Origin of the sequence: Cellulophaga lytica DSM 7489 (assembly GCF_000190595.1) — a bacterium.
Taxonomy (GTDB): domain Bacteria; phylum Bacteroidota; class Bacteroidia; order Flavobacteriales; family Flavobacteriaceae; genus Cellulophaga; species Cellulophaga lytica.
This window is the reverse complement of sequence record NC_015167.1, coordinates 1,184,670-1,204,347: the sequence shown is the minus strand read 5'-3', so window position 1 is coordinate 1,204,347 and position 19,678 is coordinate 1,184,670. Positions and strand designations below refer to the sequence as shown.

At 32.3% G+C, this 19,678-nt stretch carries 15 protein-coding genes; 3 read left to right on the top strand and 12 right to left on the bottom strand.

Annotation, left to right across the window (positions count from 1 at the left end):
* Positions 1–201: 201 nt before the first annotated feature.
* The 3 genes from hppD to uvrC all read right to left on the bottom strand — a co-directional run bounded on the left by hppD (position 202) and on the right by uvrC (position 5,616).
* Positions 202–1,344, bottom strand: coding sequence for a 4-hydroxyphenylpyruvate dioxygenase (gene hppD / locus CELLY_RS05430; RefSeq protein WP_013620654.1), 1,143 nt, complete (start codon positions 1,342–1,344; stop codon positions 202–204).
* A 211-nt stretch (positions 1,345–1,555) separates the two neighbouring features.
* Complete coding sequence (locus CELLY_RS05425) at positions 1,556–3,817, bottom strand: patatin-like phospholipase family protein (protein ID WP_013620653.1); 2,262 nt, start codon at positions 3,815–3,817, stop codon at positions 1,556–1,558.
* An 8-nt stretch (positions 3,818–3,825) separates the two neighbouring features.
* Complete coding sequence (uvrC, locus tag CELLY_RS05420; RefSeq protein ID WP_013620652.1) at positions 3,826–5,616, bottom strand: excinuclease ABC subunit UvrC; 1,791 nt, start codon at positions 5,614–5,616, stop codon at positions 3,826–3,828.
* Positions 5,617–5,969: 353 nt separating this feature from the next.
* On the opposite strand from uvrC, the gene CELLY_RS05415 reads away from it, so the two are divergent.
* On the top strand, positions 5,970–6,530 hold the full coding sequence (locus CELLY_RS05415; protein WP_038507302.1) for a 5-formyltetrahydrofolate cyclo-ligase: 561 nt from the start codon (positions 5,970–5,972) through the stop codon (positions 6,528–6,530).
* On the opposite strand, the gene CELLY_RS05410 is transcribed toward CELLY_RS05415, so the two are convergent.
* The 4 genes from CELLY_RS05410 to ileS are packed head-to-tail and all read right to left on the bottom strand — an operon-like array spanning position 6,502 to position 11,622.
* A complete protein-coding gene (locus CELLY_RS05410) occupies positions 6,502–7,140 on the bottom strand; it encodes a lipoprotein signal peptidase (RefSeq protein ID WP_013620650.1) in 639 nt (212 codons plus the stop codon). The genes CELLY_RS05415 and CELLY_RS05410 overlap by 29 nt on opposite strands.
* Before the next feature lie 33 nt (positions 7,141–7,173).
* Complete coding sequence (locus CELLY_RS05405) at positions 7,174–7,794, bottom strand: DUF4097 family beta strand repeat-containing protein (protein WP_013620649.1); 621 nt, start codon at positions 7,792–7,794, stop codon at positions 7,174–7,176.
* Positions 7,795–7,831: 37 nt separating this feature from the next.
* On the bottom strand, positions 7,832–8,215 hold the full coding sequence (locus tag CELLY_RS05400; RefSeq protein ID WP_013620648.1) for a TraR/DksA family transcriptional regulator: 384 nt from the start codon (positions 8,213–8,215) through the stop codon (positions 7,832–7,834).
* Between the two features lie 5 nt (positions 8,216–8,220).
* Positions 8,221–11,622, bottom strand: coding sequence for an isoleucine--tRNA ligase (gene ileS / locus CELLY_RS05395; RefSeq protein ID WP_013620647.1), 3,402 nt, complete (start codon positions 11,620–11,622; stop codon positions 8,221–8,223).
* Positions 11,623–11,965: 343 nt separating this feature from the next.
* On the opposite strand from ileS, the gene CELLY_RS05390 reads away from it, so the two are divergent.
* A complete protein-coding gene (locus CELLY_RS05390; RefSeq protein WP_013620646.1) occupies positions 11,966–12,421 on the top strand; it encodes a hypothetical protein in 456 nt (151 codons plus the stop codon).
* Between the two features lie 70 nt (positions 12,422–12,491).
* Here CELLY_RS05390 and CELLY_RS05385 read toward each other — a convergent pair whose 3' ends face one another.
* The 4 genes from CELLY_RS05385 to CELLY_RS05370 all read right to left on the bottom strand — a co-directional run bounded on the left by CELLY_RS05385 (position 12,492) and on the right by CELLY_RS05370 (position 18,343).
* Complete coding sequence (locus CELLY_RS05385) at positions 12,492–14,921, bottom strand: TonB-dependent receptor (protein WP_042256688.1); 2,430 nt, start codon at positions 14,919–14,921, stop codon at positions 12,492–12,494.
* Positions 14,905–15,624, bottom strand: a complete 720-nt coding sequence (gene recO / locus CELLY_RS05380; RefSeq protein ID WP_013620644.1) for a DNA repair protein RecO — start codon at positions 15,622–15,624, stop codon at positions 14,905–14,907. Before recO ends, CELLY_RS05385 begins: the two co-directional genes overlap by 17 nt.
* A 115-nt stretch (positions 15,625–15,739) precedes the next feature.
* Entirely contained in the window at positions 15,740–17,083 is a 1,344-nt protein-coding gene (gene gdhA / locus CELLY_RS05375) for an NADP-specific glutamate dehydrogenase (protein ID WP_013620643.1), read from the bottom strand.
* 105 nt (positions 17,084–17,188) lie between these two features.
* A complete protein-coding gene (locus CELLY_RS05370) occupies positions 17,189–18,343 on the bottom strand; it encodes a cystathionine gamma-synthase (RefSeq protein ID WP_013620642.1) in 1,155 nt (384 codons plus the stop codon).
* A gap of 73 nt (positions 18,344–18,416) precedes the next feature.
* On the opposite strand from CELLY_RS05370, the gene CELLY_RS05365 reads away from it, so the two are divergent.
* On the top strand, positions 18,417–19,166 hold the full coding sequence (locus tag CELLY_RS05365) for a DUF3298 and DUF4163 domain-containing protein (RefSeq protein ID WP_013620641.1): 750 nt from the start codon (positions 18,417–18,419) through the stop codon (positions 19,164–19,166).
* Between the two features lie 28 nt (positions 19,167–19,194).
* Here CELLY_RS05365 and CELLY_RS05360 read toward each other — a convergent pair whose 3' ends face one another.
* Positions 19,195–19,656 carry a DinB family protein gene (locus CELLY_RS05360; protein WP_013620640.1) on the bottom strand — a complete coding sequence of 154 codons (462 nt, stop codon included), beginning with the start codon at positions 19,654–19,656 and terminating at the stop codon, positions 19,195–19,197.
* Positions 19,657–19,678 lie beyond the last annotated feature (22 nt).

Genomic DNA, 19,678 nt, shown 5'->3' with positions numbered 1-19,678 from the left:
CTTTTCCTAAATAACCAACCAAACTTTAAATTATGAAAAACCAATACTTAAAGTTAATAAGGGAACCACCCCTTATGCCGTCAAAAGTACTACATTAATTCAGAGTAATAATTGGTTTTAACTTACTTTAACTAAAGTGTTAACACTACTTTAGCTTTTAAATGCAAAAATTACTGCATTCATAATAATATAGCGGTTTTGTTAAAGGGTTCCTCTAGATTCTTGCTCTCTTTCTATGGCTTCAAATAGCGCTTTAAAGTTTCCTTTACCAAAAGACTTTGCGCCTTTTCTTTGTATAATTTCTATAAACATTGTTGGTCTGTCTAAAATAGGCTTCGTAAATATTTGTAATAAGTAGCCTTCATCATCTTTATCTATTAAAATGCCTAGTTCTTTTAAAGGTGCTAAGTCCTCATCAATTTCACCAACTCTGTCTAAAACATCTTCGTAATAAGAGCTAGGAACAGTTAAAAATTCTACGCCACGATCTCTTAATGCAGTTACAGTTTCTATAATGTTATCTGTAGCTAATGCCATATGTTGTACACCTGCTCCGTTATAAAAATCTATGTACTCTTCAATCTGAGATTTTTTTCTTCCTTCCGCAGGTTCGTTAATTGGAAATTTAATACGGCCATTACCGTTACTCATAACCTTACTCATTAGAGCAGTGTATTCTGTAGATATGTCTTTATCATCAAAAGAAACAAGCTGTGCAAACCCCATTACTTTAGCATAAAACTCACACCATTTGTTCATCTCATTCCACCCTACATTACCTACCATATGATCTATGTATTTTAAGCCGGTATCTGCAGGCTTATAATGTGGGTTCCAAGCTTTATAACCTGGTAAAAATATACCTTTGTAATTGCTTCTTTCTACAAAAACGTGTACAGTTTCACCATAAGTATGTATTCCAGAGAAAACAACTTCTCCGTTTTCATCTTCTTCTTTTTTTGGTTCAAAATAACTTTCTGCACCTCTGCTAGTTGTTTCTTTATAACTTTTTGTAGCATCATCTACCCAAAGGGCAACTGTTTTTACGCCATCTCCATGAGCGTCAATATGCCTGTTTATATCTCCTCCAGAATTTAAAGGAGAGGTTAGTACTAACCTAATTTTACCTTGTTCTATTACGTAAGATACACGGTCTTTTAAACCAGTTTCTAGGCCAGCGTATGCTAGTGGCTGAAAACCCCATGCAGACATATAATAATGTGCTGCTTGTTTTGCATTACCTACATAAAGTTCTACATAGTCTGTTCCTAATAATGGTAAAAAGTCTTCTGCTTCTAAATTTTCTTTTGGTAATTTAAGCGATGTATTGTCTAATGTTGACATAATATTTTGTTTTAAAGTTTATATAATTTGATATGATAAAATTTTCATCTTTTAGCAGAAAGATGAAATACAGGTTTAAAACATTTGCTTCACCACATTGCCCTAAGATGGGCGGTAATATCAATTCTAAATAATAACATAAAACAGTTTTGTTCTTACAAATATCGTAAAAATAGATGAACCTTAGGTTTGCTTATAGTTAATTGGTAAATTAAAACCAGTAACCTATGCTAAAAAATAGTCTTCCTTTGTTTTTTTCTGGAGACCAAGAGTATATTGTTTGTATTGGTCCTAAAAAGGATTCAAATCCGTAACCAACACCATAACCAGTATAATCTGGCAGTTTAAACCACTCTGCGGTTCTAAAAATATCATCATCTATGTTGGCAAAATTTGCGGCTAATAATAAATGATTTTTGGGGCTAAACTCATAATCTAACCTAGTAAGTCCTTTTATATAACTATTACCAGTTAAACTAATAAAATCATACCCTAAAAAGGAAACGTAGCCGTCTCCTAAATTGTTTCCGTAACCACCCATAATAAAGTCTAAAGATCTAACATTAGAATTTCCTAGTTTAAATCCACCACCAGCTTCTATGTTTAAAGATAAATTATTGGCAATAGGAAAAGCGGTACCAACAGTGCCTTGTGCAATAGAAAACTCTTTAAAGTTATTGTTGTAGTCTGATGAAAACATGTAAAAATGTAAGTCGCCATTAAAATATACTCCCTTGCTTGGGAAATATTTATCATTGTAGGTGTCTAGTTTTAACTTGGCAAATGTGCTATAGTAGTTACTTTTTTCAAAAATGGTTCTAAAGTCTTCGTTGTTTTCAGTATCATCTTGCTGTAGCGTTCGCGAAGTGTATTTTAAAAACCTATGTTCTGCACCTAAACTAAAGGCAAATTCTTCGTTCCAAACGGTTTGTATATACGCCTGGTTTGTGAGGTTAGTAGCGTTTATGTTAATGTTGTTAATACCCGTGTCTGGAACAACAAAATTAGATTTGATAATGTTGTAATCTATTTCGTAATTGTAGTCATTAAAAGTAGAATTTAGTCCAAAACTCCAGTAAAAACCTTTATCTAGGTAGTATTGCATTTTGTACCTAATATTATCTCCTAGAATAAAATCAAAAGAGCCAACATCATCTTGTAAAAAAATATTTTTTTTAGTGAGGTTTATAATGGCTGCACTTTTATAAATATCATCATAATGAGCACCCATTTTAATAAACATTTTATTTTTATTTTCTTTTATTTTTAATTTTAAAACAAGTTCATCTTCCTCTGAGTCTAAAGATGGTCTGGTGTCTAATGTATAGCGTATTGTTTTAAAATTATTAGTGGCAGCTAAGTTGTTAATGCCTTGCTGTAGTTTGTTAAAAGATATTTGTTTGTCTAAATCTAACCTTAGTTTACCTTTAATGTAAGCTCTTGTGTAGTCTTCATTGCCAGAAATAATTAGTCTGTTTATGGTAATAGAGTCGTGTGGTTTTATACACTGTTTTTGTTCTGTTACAATACCACGTTGTTTGGCAATGTTTTTAAGATCATTTATTTTTTTTTGGGCAGCAGCTTCTCCAGATGCTATAATTTCTGATCCAAGGTCAAAATCTATAACAGAATATTTTTCTATTGATGGTTTTATAAGCACATCTGTTAATTTAGCTTTACTTTTCATATCATTAACAGTTCTGTAATTGTTAATTTGTAGTAAAACCTCTGTGCCAGAGCTAAGCTTCTCTCGGTCTGCTAAACCATCTTGTACGTCTATACCAATAACAATATTTGCGCCTAATTTTTTTAATTTTTTAATAGGATAATTGTTTACTACTCCACCATCTATTAATATTTTATTGTCTATTTCAGCAGGCTCAAATAAAGAGGGGAAGGTGCCACTTGCCATAATAGCTTCAGGTAAATATCCTTTGTTTAATAAAATTTCTTGCCCAGTTTCTACATCTGTTGCTATGCAAAAAAAAGGAATTGGCAGCTGGTTAAAATCTTTAGTGTCTTTAACGTGGTACAGTAGCTTAACAAGTAAGTTGTAAATGTTTTGTCCGCTAGATATTGCGGAAGGAAACGAAACTTTAAAATTGTTAAAAGGCAAACTTAAAGCGTAGCGTTCTGCGTCTTCTTTATCATAAAAAGTTTTTGCTCCTCTTGGCAGGTTATCTTGTATAAGTAAAGATACATCTACACTTTTAAAAATAGAATCTAGTTCATTTGCAGAATAACCAGATGCGTACAAGGCGCCAATAATAGCACCCATACTTGTTCCTCCAATGTAGTCTATTTTAACACCAGCTTCTTCAATAACTTTTAGGGCGCCAATATGTGCCAACCCCTTAGCGCCACCACCACTAAGTACTAAGCCAACTTTTACACTGTCTTTAGGTGCTTTTATTTGAGCTAAAGCTGTGCAGCTAATTAAAAGTAGCGTTACAATAACTATTGTTTTCTTCATTTTTTTATTTAATGAAAGGTGTTATATATTTTTTGAGCTTTAGACATCCCTACAACTTCGGCAAGTTTCTCTATACTGGCTTCTTTAATTCTTTTTACAGATTTAAACGATTTTAAAAGATCTGTAGCGGTTTTTTCTCCAACGCCTTCAATTCCTTCTAACTCAGAATTTATAGCAGCATTACTGCGTTTTTTTCTGTGAAAAGTGATGCCAAATCTATGTGCTTCATTACGTAGTTGTTGTACTATTTTTAAGCTTTCAGATTTTTTATCTAAATATAACGGAATTGAATCTCCTGGGAAATAAATTTCTTCTAATCTTTTTGCAATGCCTATAATTGCTATTTTTCCTCTTAATTCTAAGGCATCTAAACTTTTAAGAGCAGAAGATAGTTGTCCTTTACCGCCATCAATAACAATTAGTTGTGGTAAAGGCTGTTCTTCCTCTAATAATCTTTTATAACGTCTAAAAACAACCTCTTCCATAGAGGCAAAATCATCTGGCCCTACAACAGTTTTTATGTTGTAATGGCGATACTCTTTTTTTGCAGGTTTACCATTTTTAAATACAACACAGGCTGCAACCGGGTTTGTGCCTTGTATGTTGGAGTTGTCAAAACACTCTATGTGTCTTGGTTCTTCAGACAAACGTAAATCTTTTTTCATTTGCGCCATTATACGGTTTGTGTGCCTGTCCGGATCTGTAACTTTTAATTGTTTAAAACGCTCCATTCTAAAATACTTTGCGTTTCTTTCAGACAACTCTAGAATTCTTTTTTTATCGCCAAGTTTGGGTATTGTAACTTTTAAATTGCGGTCTACAGTTACAGGAAAAGGCAGGTATAATTCTCTAGAGTGCGACTTAAAACGTTGTCTAATTTCTATAATTCCTAATTGAAGAAGTTCTTCATCAGTTTCATTCAGCTTTTTCTTTAGTTCTAGTGTGTGAGATCTAATAATTGCTCCGTGAGACAATTGTAAAAAATTAATGTAAGCGTAGCTCTCATCAGATATAATTGAAAAAACATCTACATTATTAATCTTAGGATTTACAATAGTAGTTTTTGCTTGATAGTTTTCTAAAACCTCAATTTTCTCTTTAAAATCTTGTGCTTCTTCAAATCTCATTTCCGAAGCTAAAAATTTCATTTGAGTTTTAAAATAATGTAAAGACGATTTAAAGTTGCCTTTTAAAATGTCTTTAATTTCTACAATTTGTCTTTGGTATTCTTCTGTAGTTTGGTAACCTTCACAAGGGCCTTTGCAATTACCTAAATGATACTCTAGGCAAACTTTGTATTTGTGTGCGTTAATTTTTTCTGCAGACAAATCATAATTGCAAGTGCGTAACGGGTATACACTTTTAATTAAGTCCAGTAAAACCCTAACGGTTTTCATATTTGTGTAAGGTCCAAAATATTCAGACCCATCTTTAATTAAGTTTCTTGTGTAAAATACACGCGGAAAACGCTCATTTTTTATGCAAATCCAAGGGTATGTTTTATCATCTTTTAGTAAAACGTTATACCTAGGTTTGTACTTTTTTATTAAGTTGTTTTCTAGTAATAGCGCATCAGACTCTGTGTCTACTACAATATGTTTAATATATACTATTTTTTTTACAAGAACCTTAGTTTTGCCATTATCATGTGTTTTGTTAAAGTAAGAGCTTACTCTTTTTTTTAAGTTTTTAGCCTTACCTACATATAATATTTTCTCTTCTTTATCGTAAAATTGATACACTCCTGGACTATTAGGTAATGTACTTAATTGTAATTTTATGGATATTTCTTGCGGCATAGAGTAAAAATAATCTCTTTTTTTGATTGTGCTGGTTTTAGCTTAGTCTTTTTACTTGTACTAACGCTTTTTTAACAATTAAATATAGATTTTACTGTATGTTGTAAAAGTTTTATATATTGAGGTACTTCTCCTGTAAAAAGTAGTATTATCTTTATTAACTATACTTTTAATCGATAAAAATGCACTCTTAATCGATTTTTGTAAAAAAAAATGATTACATTGTAATCCTAAAATTTTGAAAAGCATGGAGTTATACGTTGTAGCTATGGGTGCTTATTTATTAATGATGATTTTTTTGGTAATTTACGAAGCTATATCATCTAATGAATAAAAACGCTATTAAAGAACCAATGGTAAAAAAAGAATTACGCGCAAAGTACGTTTTACTTAGGGAAAAAATGAGTGCTGATGCCGCAGACAATTACAGCGTAGAAATTGCAAACCAACTGCTAAAAATGCCTATTTGGGATTTTAATTATTATCACATTTTTTTATCTATAGAAGAAAAAAAGGAAATAGATACAAGTACTATTTTAACAATATTACAAGGTAAAGATAAACACGTTATTTTACCTAAAATGAATGCAGATAATACACTTACCAATTTTTTGCTTACAGATAATACGGTTATAAAAAAGAATAATTTTAATGTACCTGAACCTGTAGATGGTATAGAAATATTACCTAATAAAATTGATGTTGTTTTTGTACCTCTCTTAGCTTTTGATAAAAAAGGAAATAGAATAGGGTATGGTAAGGGTTTTTATGATGCCTTTTTAAAAGATTGTAAGCCTAACGTATTAAAAATTGGACTGTCTTTTTTTGAAGCAGAAGAGCAAATAACAGATGTGTATGAAAGTGATATACCGTTAAATTATTGTGTTACTCCTCAGCAGATTTATCAGTTTTAGAGCCAAATGCTTTTTTGTTAAAAACCAATAATATACCAACGCCAGTACTAATTGCTGTATCTGCTACATTAAATACGGGTTCAAAAAAGCTAAACGTATTGCCGCCAATTACAGGTATCCAAGATGGTAAAACAGCATTTTGTACAATTGGAAAATAAAGCATATCTACAACTTTACCATGAAAAAGACTGCTATATGGATCGTCTGAAAATAAAGTAGCTACTTTGCCATAGCTTTCGTCAAAAATAGCGCCATAAAAAACAGAGTCTATAATATTACCAAGTGCACCAGCAAATATTAATGATACTGCAAAAATTAAAACTTTTGGTGCGTGCTTTTTTATAGTGTCAAAAAGCCAATAGCCAATACCTGCAACAGCAAATAGTCTAAAAACGGTTAGTATTAATTTTCCTGTGCTGTCTGCAATAGGGAAAATATCACTTAATTTGGCACCCCAAGCAGCGCCTTCATTTTCTATAAATAGAATTTTAAACCAACTAAATACTTCTACAGATTGCTGGTACGTAAAAGTAGTTTTTACGTATATTTTACTTATTTGGTCTACTAATAAAATTAGTATTACTATTAATGCAGATTTTTTTAAACTCATTCTTTACAAGATAGATTTTGCAAAAATAGACAATTATTTGGTTTTACTGATGTGTATATCTCCAGTAATAGAAGATAAGTTAAAATTTGTGTTGCCTTTAGCAAGTTTGTCTTGGTGTATTTTACCATATTTTGTTGCTGCTTTTACAACTGCATTATTGCTTTTAACTAATATATTGCCGCTCTGTGTAGTAGCGGTTATAGTTTCTGTTATATTTTGCAATGCACAATAACCATCTAATAAGGTAATGTTTAAATTTTTGTAATTACCAGATGCTATAATGTTTGAGCTTTTACCATACAATTTTACATTTTTGTACTGTGGTACAATAATGTGTAGTGATATAGATATCACTTTGTGTGCGCTAAGTTTGTCATTAGGGTTGCTAAATGTAGGGCTAAAACCAGTAGTAATAAAAATGCTAGCGGCTTCCTCTTTAATTTCTAAAACTAAGTCTTTTTTATATTCTCCTTCTATATTGGCAGACACAATAACATCTTCATTTTTACCTGTTTCTAAAGTAACTTGGTAGCAATTTTCAGTATCAATATTAATTAAAGAGATATGATCATTTAAAACTGTTTTTTCTACAACTTTTTGAGCATTTAAAAAACCGAAAGAAATTAGTAATAAAATGTATAAAGTAGTTTTCATATAATGTATTAAAAAACGCCCTAAAAGGGCGTTTTTTTTATTTTTGCATATTTTTAGCTTCAATGCTAAGTGTAGCGTGTGGTACTAATTTTAATCGTTCTTTATTAATTAGTTTTCCGGTTACTCTGCATACACCGTATGTTTTGTTTTCAATACGTAACAAGGCGTTTTTTAAATCGCGAATAAATTTTTCTTGACGAATTGCTAATTGCGTATTTGCTTCTTTGCTCATTGTTTGTGAGCCTTCTTCAAATGCTTTAAATGTTGGCGATGTATCATCTGTACCATTGTTGCCATCATTCATATAAGAACTTTTTAAAAGCTCTAAGTGCTCTTTAGCTTTATTTATTTTTTCAGTAATTAAAACTCTAAATTCTTCTAAGTCTTTGTCACCGTATCTCACGTTTAAATCTTGCGCCATAGTTTTTAATGTTTTTGGATAAACAATTTTGTATTTACTTCATCAAAAGCAATTGTTGTGCCATTGTCCAGTTTTTCCTCAAAATTAAGTTCCGCTGTTAATGTTTCAGTTTTAATATATGTTATGTTGTCTGCAACAGCATTTTCTACATAACCATCTTTTAATATTTTAATATCAATTTTGTCAGTTACTTCAAAACCAGATTCTTTTCTTAAATTCTGAATTCTATTTACTAGTTCTCTAGCAATACCTTCTTTTCTAAGATCTTCACTAATTGTAACATCTAAAGCAACAGTTAAACTGCCTGAACTAGCAACTAACCAGCCTTCTATGTCTTGAGACAAAATCTCTACATCTTGTAACTGTAAATTAATACTTTTATTCTCAATAACAATAATTATTTCGCCATTTTGCTCAATTTTTTGGATGTCATCTTGATCTAAATCACCTACTGCTTTGGCAATCAGCTTCATATCTTTTCCGTACTTAGGACCTAAAACTTTAAAATTTGGTTTTATTTGCTTTACCAATATGCCAGAAGCATCATCTAAAAGTTCAATTTCCTTTACGTTTACCTCAGATTTTATCAAATCGGCAACAGCTTCTATCTCGTGTTTTTGTTTTTCGTCTAGTATAGGAACCATTATTCTTTGTAATGGTTGACGTACTTTTATTTTTTCTTTTTGACGAATAGACAATACTAATGATGATATGGTCTGCGCTTTTTCCATTTTACTTTCTAGCTCTTTATTTACAAGGGCTTGATTGTATTTTGGAAAGTCTGCCAAATGTACACTTTCAGCTTTTTCTTTAGTGGTTGCTTGGGTTAAATCTTTGTAAAGTCTGTCCATAAAGAACGGAGCTATAGGTGATGCTAGTCTAGCAACAGTTTCTAAACAAGTGTATAATGTTTGGTATGCAGATATTTTGTCTTGTTGGTAATCTCCTTTCCAAAAACGTCTTCTACATAAACGAACATACCAGTTACTTAGGTTTTCTTGCACAAAGTTAGATATTAGCCTTGCTGCTTTGGTAGGCTCATAATCTGCATAGGCTTGGTCTACCTTATTTATTAAGGTATGTAACTCTGATAAAATCCATTGGTCTATTTCTGGACGCTCGTTTAAAGCAACATCTTTTTCAGAGTAACTAAACTTATCTATGTTAGCATACAAAGCAAAGAAAGAGTAGGTATTGTATAATGTACCAAAGAATTTTCTTTTTACTTCTGCTATACCTTCTAAATCAAACTTTAAGTTGTCCCAAGGGTTTGCGTTAGAAATCATATACCAACGTGTGGCATCTGGTCCAAACTGGTTCATAGTTTCAAACGGATCTACAGCATTGCCTAAACGTTTAGACATTTTTTTACCGTCTTTATCTAAAACCAAACCGTTAGATACTACATTTTTATATGCAACAGAATCAAAAACCATTGTAGATATTGCGTGCAGTGTATAAAACCAACCACGTGTTTGGTCTACACCTTCTGCAATAAAATCTGCAGGATATGCTTTGTTTTCATCTATTAGTTCTTTGTTTTCAAAAGGGTAGTGCCATTGTGCGTAAGGCATAGAGCCACTGTCAAACCAAACGTCAATTAGGTCACTTTCTCTTTTCATTGGCTTTCCGCTAGCAGAAACCAATGTTATTTGGTCTACAATGTTTTTATGAAGATCTATTTTGTCATAGTTTTCTTCAGACATATCACCAACAACAAAGTCTTCAAAAATATCTTTTTCTAGAACGCCAGCAGCAACCGCTTTTGCCATTTCTTCTTTTAGTTCCTGTACAGAACCAATTATTATTTCTTCTTTACCATCTTCTGTTCTCCAAATTGGTAATGGAATACCCCAGTAACGAGATCTAGATAGGTTCCAATCATTTGCATTAGCCAACCAGTTGCCAAAACGGCCTTCTCCAGTAGATTTCGGTTTCCAGTTTATAGTTTCATTAAGGCTAAACATTTTTTCTTTAACGTCTGTAACCTTTATAAACCAAGAGTCTAATGGGTAGTATAATATAGGTTTATCTGTACGCCAACAGTTAGGGTAACTGTGCACGTATTTTTCAACTTTAAAAGCTCTGTTTTCTTCTTTTAATTTTATAGCAATTTCTACATCTATAGAACGTTCAGGAGCTTCGCCATCTGCGTAATATTCATTTTTAACATATTTGCCTCCAAATTCTTTTAGTTCTTTTCTAAACTTACCTTGTAAATCTACTAAAGGAACAGGGTTGTCATTTTCATCTAATACCAACATTGGTGGTATTTCTGGAGTTGCTTGTTTAGCAACCATAGCATCGTCTGCACCAAAAGTTGGTGAGGTATGTACAATACCAGTACCATCTTCTGTTGTAACAAAGTCGCCAGAAATAACTCTAAATGCATTTTCTGCATTTTGGTAAGGTAGTACGTAGTCTATAAGCTGCTCATAAGTAGCATTAACTAAATCTGTACCTTTTACCTCTGCTATAATTTGGTAAGGTATTTTTTTGTCTGTTGAGCTGTAGCTTTTTAAATCTTCGCTACTTTCTGCTACAATAAACTTACCGCTAAATTGTTTCCCTACTAAGCTTTTTGCAAGTATAACTTTAATAGGCTCAAAAGTATATTGATTAAAAGTCTGTACTAAAACATAATCTATTTTAGGACCAACTGTTAAAGCAGTGTTAGATGGTAATGTCCAAGGAGTTGTTGTCCAGGCAATAAAATAAACGTCTCCGTCTACATTTTTAAAAGCCTCTGGCAAGGTTTCTTTATGAGCCTTAAACTGTGCAGTTACCGTAGTATCTGTAACATCTTGGTAGGTACCTGGTTGGTTTAGCTCATGAGAGCTAAGTCCTGTGCCGGCCTTAGGGGAATATGGTTGTATTGTGTAGCCTTTGTAAATTAGGTCTTTGCTATAAATTTGTTTTAGCAACCACCAAACAGACTCCATATATTTAGACTTGTAAGTAATGTAAGGGTCGTTCATATCTACCCAATAACCAACTTGTTCAGTCATTTTGTTCCAAACATCTGTGTAGCGCATTACAGCTTTTTTACAAGCGGCATTGTACTCTTCTACAGATATTTTTTTGCCAATATCTTCTTTGGTAATTCCTAGTTCTTTTTCTACTCCAAGTTCTATAGGTAGGCCGTGTGTATCCCAGCCAGCTTTACGCTTAACTTGGTAACCTTTCATTGTTTTATAACGAGGAAAAATATCCTTAATGGTACGTGCCATAACGTGGTGAATACCTGGCATACCATTTGCAGATGGTGGGCCTTCAAAAAATACATATCCTTCTCCGCCTTCTCTATTGGTAACACTTTTTTCAAAAATGTTATTCTCTTTCCAATATTCTAGTATGTTTTCTGCTACCTTAGGTAAATCTAATCCTTTATATTCCTCAAACTTCATATTAAGTGCTTCTGGTACTACATTTTAAGTTTGCAAAACTAATGAATTTTGTGTAAAAAACACTTTTTCAAAAGCAAAAGAGGCCCCTTTTTAATTCTTTCTTTTTTTTTACTGATATTTTGGTGTGTAAAAAATTGTGCGTGAGTAAAACAGATGCTTTTTGTAAGTGAAGTAATTATTTTTTTAACGTTTATAAAACATTATTTTTAAGCTATTTGCTGATATTTTTATGTTTTTGTTAACATAATTGCCAAAGTTTTTTTAGGTTTGTACATCTAAATTATGTTTTCTAACGTAAATTAGGTATAACATATATTATAACAAACAATAAAAACTAAAAAGAATGAAAAAATTAATCTTAGGTTCTGCATTAATGTTAGCTTTTAGCGTATCATTTGTATCTTGTAAAGAAGCTACTGACAAAGCTAAAGAAGCTGCAGAAACAGTAGAAGATAATGCTAAAGAAGCTGCAGACAAAGTTGCTGATGAAACTAGTAAAGCTGCTGAAGAGGTAAAAGAAACTGCTACAGAAATGGTAGACGGTATTCCAAGTTTTGATGACGCTGCAGTAGCAGAATACGTTAAAACATATGACGAATACGTTAGTGAATATAAAGAAGCTGCTGAAAGTAAAGATATGACTGCTTTTGCTGCTTTAGGAACAAAAGGACAAGAATTAGCTACTAAATCTCAAGAGGTTATGAAAAACCTTTCTGCTGATGATGCTAAAAAGTTAACTGAGTATTTGACGGCTAAGTCTAAAGAATTGCAAGAATATGCAACTAAAATGACTAACTAAGATATATTTTTAAATATACTTTAAAAGCTCGATTATTAATTTAATCGGGCTTTTTTTATGTCAAAGCTTTTTAAAATTGATAACTAATAGATGAAATTAGGTTTGTGCCTGGCGCAACAATACCAGACGAGTATGTTCTGTAGCGTTGGTTGGTTATGTTCTCCCAGCCTAACGTAGCTTTTATGTTATTTGTAATTTGATAACTGGCATTAAAGTTTATTGTTTGCCAATTTGGACTGTAAGGATTGCCGTTTTTGTCTGAAGCATATATATAATCTTTACTCTTTTCAGAGTCAGATAAGTCGTTATAAGATACCTCACCATTAAAGTTGAAAAATAAATCGGTTTTTAATTTATCGTTTTTCCATATCAAATGCACATCTCCAAAAGTTGGTGCTACGTGTCTTCCTGGAGACTCTGTGCCATCTTCCTCTTCTTCAATACCTTTTGTAAATGTTAAGTTAGAGCTTAATGATAGATGTTCTGTAAAATAAGCGTCTACACCAAACTCAACACCATGAACATAAGCTTTTGCTGCATTTTGTATTGCTTGTACGTTGCTTAATTCTCCGTGGTATTCTATTTCTGTTTCACCGTTAAAAGTAAAATCTCTGCGTACTAAAGCATCTACTAAATAGGTGTAAAAACCAGTAGCGTTTACAATTACTTTGTCATTAAAATTCTTTTGTATACCTAAGTCTACATTATAAGCATATTCCGCTTCTAAATCTGGGTTGGGTACAACTACAGAGCCCGGTTCAGAATCAAATATTTTACCAACATCATCTATATTAGGAGCTCTAAAGCCCGTAGAACCATTAAAGGTTATTTGTAAGTTTTCTTTAGGAAACCAGCTTAAACCAATACTACCTGTTAAAGCCCCTGTATTTAAATTGGCATCATCAAAAGGAAAAGGATAAAAAGTTTTATCAAATTCAGCATTAATCCAAACGTGGCTATAGCGTAAGCCAGACAGTAAGGTTAGGTTTGGCTGTGCTTTATACTCAGAGTTTATATAACCAGCAGTTGTTTGCCAAGTAGCGCCATCTGGGTACCTAGATGCAGCATTTGTAACTTGGTTATTTTCAATATTTGTTTCAAAACCATTAGAGTTTACTTTGTTAAATACATACTCTACACCATAATACAAGCGTAAATCCCCAATACGTTTATTTTCTAAATCTATATTTGTAGATAGTGCATGTACGTTTTCTTTTGTGCTACTTAACGTAGTAGATCCAAAATTTCTGTCATTTCTACTTTCGCCAAAATGTTGGTAAGCTGTGTTAATTTTTAGCCTATCATAAAACCTTCCTTTGCCTTGGTGCTGCAAGCCTATTTTTGCCATAAACCACTCTTGGGGCCCGTAATACCATTCTGCAGAGCGTAAACCATCACCGTCACTAGTTGGTCTAATTAAGCGGTCATACCTCCCGTAGTCCGATGTTTCTGAAAAATAAAGACCAAGGTCATAATTCCAATTGTCATTAGGTTTAAAAGCAATTTTTTGCATTGCATTTATTTGGTTGTAGCCAGACCCAACTTGTTTGTTAGGGGAGCTATTTTCTACCAATTGGTCTACTCCATTTATTGTGGTAACATAGTTGTTTCTTACATAGGAATCTGGACCGTTGTTACCCATTTTTAAATCATCAAAATTGGTGTAACTAATACTGGTTAAAAAAGCCCAATTTTGTTTGCCGTAATTAACATCTGCATGTATTGTGTTTTCTGTATTTGCGGATGAAAACCTGTAAGTAGCATTGCCAGTAATAAAAGCCTCTTCAGTTTTTGAATGTTTTGGTTTTTTGGTGTAAAAATTTAAAACACCACCAATGGCATCACTACCGTAAATAACAGAGCCAGGTCCAAAAATGACCTCTGTATTTTGTATAGAAAACGGATCTATAGAAATTACATTTTGTAAATTTCCTCCTCTAAAAATAGCGTTATTCATACGTACGCCGTCAACAGAAATTAGTAATCTGTTTGTAGCAAAACCTCTAATCATTGGGCTGCCACCACCAAGCTGACTTTTTTGTACAAATATTTTTCCGCTGTTTTGTAGAACATCTGCGGCAGTTTGTGGGTTTGTAAATGATATAGCCTTAGTGGTAATAGAGGCAACCTTTTGCGGAATATCTTTTTTTTGTTGTTCCCATTTAGAAACCGACATAACAACACCATCTAACTCCTCTGCGGTTAACACCATATAAATAGTTTTGCCTCTTTTAAGTAGTAAATTTTTTGTTGTTTTTTTAGTTTGATAACCAATATGTTTTAAAATTATCTTTTCATTTTTGCTGAAAATTGATAGATCTACACTGCCATTTTTAGCAGTTAAAGCTGTTTTTGTTTTATCAATATTAAAAATAGCAACATCTGGTATTGGTTCTTGAGTATCTTGGTCTACAATAACAACTTCCTGAGCAAAAGCACCAGTAAAAATTAATAAAAAAAGTATAAATAAAGCAGTACGCATACTAACGAAAAATTTCATTTAAAATAACAAGAGACTTTGGTTTTCTAAATCCTTGTAAGTGTAATTCAAAATATAAAATAAGCGATTTTAACAACTCTTGTCTGTCAGTTTTGTTCATTTTGATTGTATGTATTGCATCAAAATTTATGCCTAAGAAGGTTTTAAAGTAATTTAAATTTGTGCCTTGTATAACTGGGTTTAAAGAGGGTTTGTTGGTAAAGCCTCCTTCAAGCAAATCAAAATATAAAAAACTATTGTTTTTGCTGTCAGGATAAAAGCCTAAATATTTGGTAATGCTCAGCAAAAAATGAAGGTGAAAATTTGCTATTTGTGATTCTGTGTCTAGCCATTGTAAAGCAGCCTCTATGTAATTAAAAAGGTTTTCGTTAGGCTCTTCTTCTAGCAAGCTGTTGCTTAACATTTCTGCTAAAAACTGAGTCATTGCATTTTTAGCAATATTACTGTGTAGTGTTTGGTAGTGGTAACTTGTTTTGGCTTCTCTAACACTTTCTAAAGTACCCTTGTTTTTATGTACTGCAATAAGCTCTAATTGTGTTAGCGGCTGAAAGTATGCTGCTTTTACCTTTCCTTTTTTAGAAGATAAAACTCCTTTTAATAAATAAGACTTTAGACCGTCTGATAATGTATATGCTTTAACAATTAAACTATTGTCGCCATATTTAAGCGCTGAAAGTACAATAGCTTTTGTGGTTACTTGCATTAGTTGTTTTTAGGTATTGTAAATATAGTGATTTGAAGAATTATTATTTTTAGATTGAAAATAAAAAAGCTCCATCAAGAAAACTTAATGGAGCTTTTAAAATATATGTTATGTTTTAAATAACGCCTTGAGCTAACATAGCGTCTGCAACCTTAACAAAACCAGCAATATTTGCTCCTTTTACATAGTTACAGTAACCATCTTTGTCCTTACCGTATTCAATACATGAATTATGAATATCCTCCATAATTGTTTTTAATCTTTGGTCTACCTCTTCTCTTGTCCAGCTAATACGTAAAGAGTTTTGAGACATTTCTAAACCAGAAGTAGCAACACCACCTGCATTAGAAGCTTTTCCTGGAGCAAATAATATTTTTGCTTCATGAAATTCATGAATAGCTTCTGGAGTAGAAGGCATATTTGCACCTTCTGCAACACAAATACATCCGTTTTTAACTAAAGCTTTAGCGGCTTCGCCATCTAATTCATTTTGTGTAGCACACGGTAAAGCAATATCACAAGCAACATCCCATGGAGTTTCTCCTTTGTGGAAAGTAGCAGAAGTATATTTATTTACATACTCAGAAATACGTCCTCTTTTGTTGTTTTTAAGATCCATTACAAAAGCAAGTTTCTCTGCGTCTATACCATCTTTATCTAAGATGTAACCTTGAGAATCTGATAATGTTAAAACTTTAGCACCTAATTGTAATGCTTTTTCTGCTGCAAACTGTGCAACATTACCGGAACCAGATATTACTACATTTTTACCTGCAAAATCTTGTCCTTGAGTTTTAAGCATACTTTCTGCAAAATAAACAGTACCGTAACCTGTAGCTTCTGGTCTAATTAAAGAACCACCCCAAGAACGACCTTTACCTGTTAAAACACCAGTAAACTCATTTCTTATTTTTTTATACATTCCAAAAAGGAAACCTATTTCTCTTCCTCCAACACCAATGTCACCAGCTGGTACATCTGTATTTGGTCCAATATGGCGGCAAAGCTCTGTCATAAATGCATGGCAAAAACGCATAACTTCGTCATCAGACTTTCCTTTAGGGTCAAAATCAGATCCTCCTTTACCACCACCCATAGGTAATGTAGTTAAGCTATTTTTAAATACTTGCTCAAAAGCTAAGAATTTAAGAATACTTGCGTTTACACTTGGGTGAAAACGTAAACCACCTTTGTAAGGTCCTATAGCAGAGTTCATTTGTACTCTATAGCCTCTATTTACATGGATGTTTCCATTGTCATCTACCCATGATACTCTAAAAGAAATTAATCTTTCAGGTTCTACCATACGCAAAAGTATGTTTTTGCCATTGTAAATATCATGATCAGCAATATAGGGGATTACTGTCTCGGCAACTTCTTGTACCGCTTGGATAAATTCTGGTTCGTGACCGTTACGGGTCTTAACCTCATCCATAAATGCATTTATTTTTGCTTCCATATAGAAACCTTTATAATTGTTAAATTATTGAATTAAAATTATAACGGCAAAATTATACTATTTATATAATTTACACCGTGTTTTTTTAAAAATTTGATAAAAATATTATCCAATGGCCTGTTCAAGGTCTTCTATTAGGTCGTTTTCATCTTCAATACCTATACTAAGTCGTATTAAAGCATCTACAATTCCACTTTTTTCTCTTTCTTCTTTAGGTATGCTTGCATGTGTCATACTTGCCGGGTGACCTGCTAAACTCTCTACTCCACCTAAGCTTTCTGCTAAGGTAAAAACTTGTAGCTTTTTAATTATTTCAATGGCATCATTATAATTAGCTCCTTTAGGAATAAAAGATAGCATACCACCAAAATCTTTCATTTGGTTTTTAGCAATTTCATAATTTGGGCTCGACTCAAAACCTGGCCAAAAAACTTTTTCCACCTTTGGGTGGTTTTTTAGGTAATAGGCAATAGCTTTTCCGTTTTCACAATGGCGTTGCATTCTAACATGTAATGTTTTTATACCTCTTAAAACTAAAAAACTATCCATTGGGCCACAAATTGCACCGCTGGCTTTTTGTATAAAGTATAATTTTTCTGCTAATTCTTTGTCGTTTACAATTAATGCACCCATAACAACATCACTGTGTCCGCCTAAATATTTTGTGGCAGAATGCATAACAATATCTGCGCCTAAATCTAAAGGAGTTTGTAAATAAGGAGTGGCAAATGTATTGTCTACAGCCAGTGGTATACTGTGTTTTTTAGCTATTTTACTTGCCGCAACAATGTCAATAATATTCATCATTGGGTTTGTTGGTGTTTCTACCCAAATAAGTTTTGTGTTATTGGTAACGTAGTTTTCTATATTATTTACATTGGCCATATCAACAAAATGAAATGTAATGCCAAATTTCTCATAAACTTGTTTAAATAAGCGGTAACTGCCACCATACAAATCACTAGTAGAAATAACTTCGTCTCCAGGGCTTAAAAGTTTTATAACCGCATCTATAGCAGCAATACCACTTCCAAAAGCAATACCGTAGTTGCCATTTTCTATACTGGCTAAAGATTTTTCTAAGGCAGTTCTGGTAGGATTAGCACTTCTAGAGTACTCATATCCATTATGTTTACCCGGGGCGGTTTGCGCGTAAGTAGATGTTTGGTAAATAGGAGGCATAACAGCTCCGTATGCTTTATCTGGCTCCTGACCTCCGTGAATGGTTTTGCTGTTAAATTTTAAATTATTTTTGCCCACACTTCTTTATTTATAACACAAATGTATCGTTATCTTTGTAGAATACAATGCGCTTGCACAATCTTATTTAACTATGAATAATAAATTTTTCTTATACTTTTTTATAATTGTTTTAATTGGCTGTAATAATAAAAAAGAAATTTCTTTTGAAACCTTAAAAATTAGTACAGAAAAAGAAGTTAATAAGCCGCTAGTTGTAATTAATGTTCCTAAGGCAATAAAAAAATCAAAAGTTAGTGAAACAATTAATAAAACTATAAAAGATAAAATAATATCACTTTTAATTTTTGATGATGAAGTGGTTGTTGATAATATAGATGATGCCATATCTTCTTTAAACGACGAGTTTTTAAGTGTAAAAGAAAAATTACCAGGGGATGCTACAAGGTGGGAGGCAACTATAAATGGTAAAGTTATTTATGAAACAGATAAAATAATTACTATAGATTTAGAAACATATGAGTTTACAGGTGGGGCTCACGGTTATGAATCTAGTATTTTATTAAATTTTGATGTTGTAAAAGGAGAGCTAATACAAAATGAAGAATTGTTTTCTAGCAAAGAAGAATTTTACAATATAGCAGAGTCTACTTTTAGATTGCAAGAAAAAATTCCGGCAAATGTACCTATTAACGATACAGGATTTATGTTTGAAGAAGAGGTGTTTACCTTGCCAAATAATATAGGTTACACAAAAAAAGGATTAAAGTTGTTATATAATACTTATGAAGTTGGGTCTTATGCAGATGGCCAAATAGAAGTTTTGTTACCGTATGCAGAAATAAATAAAATGCTAGTTGTAAAAGGAGAAAAACAAGAGTAACCTTAGTTAAAGATTACTCTTTTGTTTGTTAGGCAGCAATGTTTCTTTTTAATGCAAGTATAGCGCCTATATGTATGCCTTCATGTAGAGCATTAAATTTCATAGCTTCTACAACGTTGCTTAAAGTAATGTTTAAACTTGTAGTGTAAGCAGTGTAGCTTTTAAAATTGCCAGCTTTATAATCTTTTTCAGTTTGCTTTAATGTGCTAAACAAAAGATCTTTAATTTGTGTTATTTCTTCATCTGTAGCTGTGCCATCTGGAAAAGTACCTTTTTTGTATTTTTCCACCATTTCATCAGAAACCAGCATAGGCATACCGCTAAATTTGTAAACAAGTAGTTGTTGTGTAACTACAACATGCGCAATGTTCCACCAAATATTATTATTAAAGTTTTTAGGAATTTCTAATAATAAATCTTTAGGGGTTTCATCTAAAATTTTTAATAGTATTTTTCTAATTTGCTTAGAGTTGTCAAGTAAATATTCCACAATTATGTTTTTTGATAAAAAT

Coding starts and splice junctions, on each gene's coding strand:
- hppD (WP_013620654.1), bottom strand. CDS start 1,344: ATGTCAACATTAGACAATACATCGCTTAAATTACCAAAAGAAAATTTA.
- CELLY_RS05425 (WP_013620653.1), bottom strand. CDS start 3,817: ATGAAGAAAACAATAGTTATTGTAACGCTACTTTTAATTAGCTGCACA.
- uvrC (WP_013620652.1), bottom strand. CDS start 5,616: ATGCCGCAAGAAATATCCATAAAATTACAATTAAGTACATTACCTAAT.
- CELLY_RS05415 (WP_038507302.1), top strand. CDS start 5,970: ATGGTAAAAAAAGAATTACGCGCAAAGTACGTTTTACTTAGGGAAAAA.
- CELLY_RS05410 (WP_013620650.1), bottom strand. CDS start 7,140: ATGAGTTTAAAAAAATCTGCATTAATAGTAATACTAATTTTATTAGTA.
- CELLY_RS05405 (WP_013620649.1), bottom strand. CDS start 7,794: ATGAAAACTACTTTATACATTTTATTACTAATTTCTTTCGGTTTTTTA.
- CELLY_RS05400 (WP_013620648.1), bottom strand. CDS start 8,215: ATGGCGCAAGATTTAAACGTGAGATACGGTGACAAAGACTTAGAAGAA.
- ileS (WP_013620647.1), bottom strand. CDS start 11,622: ATGAAGTTTGAGGAATATAAAGGATTAGATTTACCTAAGGTAGCAGAA.
- CELLY_RS05390 (WP_013620646.1), top strand. CDS start 11,966: ATGAAAAAATTAATCTTAGGTTCTGCATTAATGTTAGCTTTTAGCGTA.
- CELLY_RS05385 (WP_042256688.1), bottom strand. CDS start 14,921: ATGAAATTTTTCGTTAGTATGCGTACTGCTTTATTTATACTTTTTTTA.
- recO (WP_013620644.1), bottom strand. CDS start 15,624: ATGCAAGTAACCACAAAAGCTATTGTACTTTCAGCGCTTAAATATGGC.
- gdhA (WP_013620643.1), bottom strand. CDS start 17,083: ATGGAAGCAAAAATAAATGCATTTATGGATGAGGTTAAGACCCGTAAC.
- CELLY_RS05365 (WP_013620641.1), top strand. CDS start 18,417: ATGAATAATAAATTTTTCTTATACTTTTTTATAATTGTTTTAATTGGC.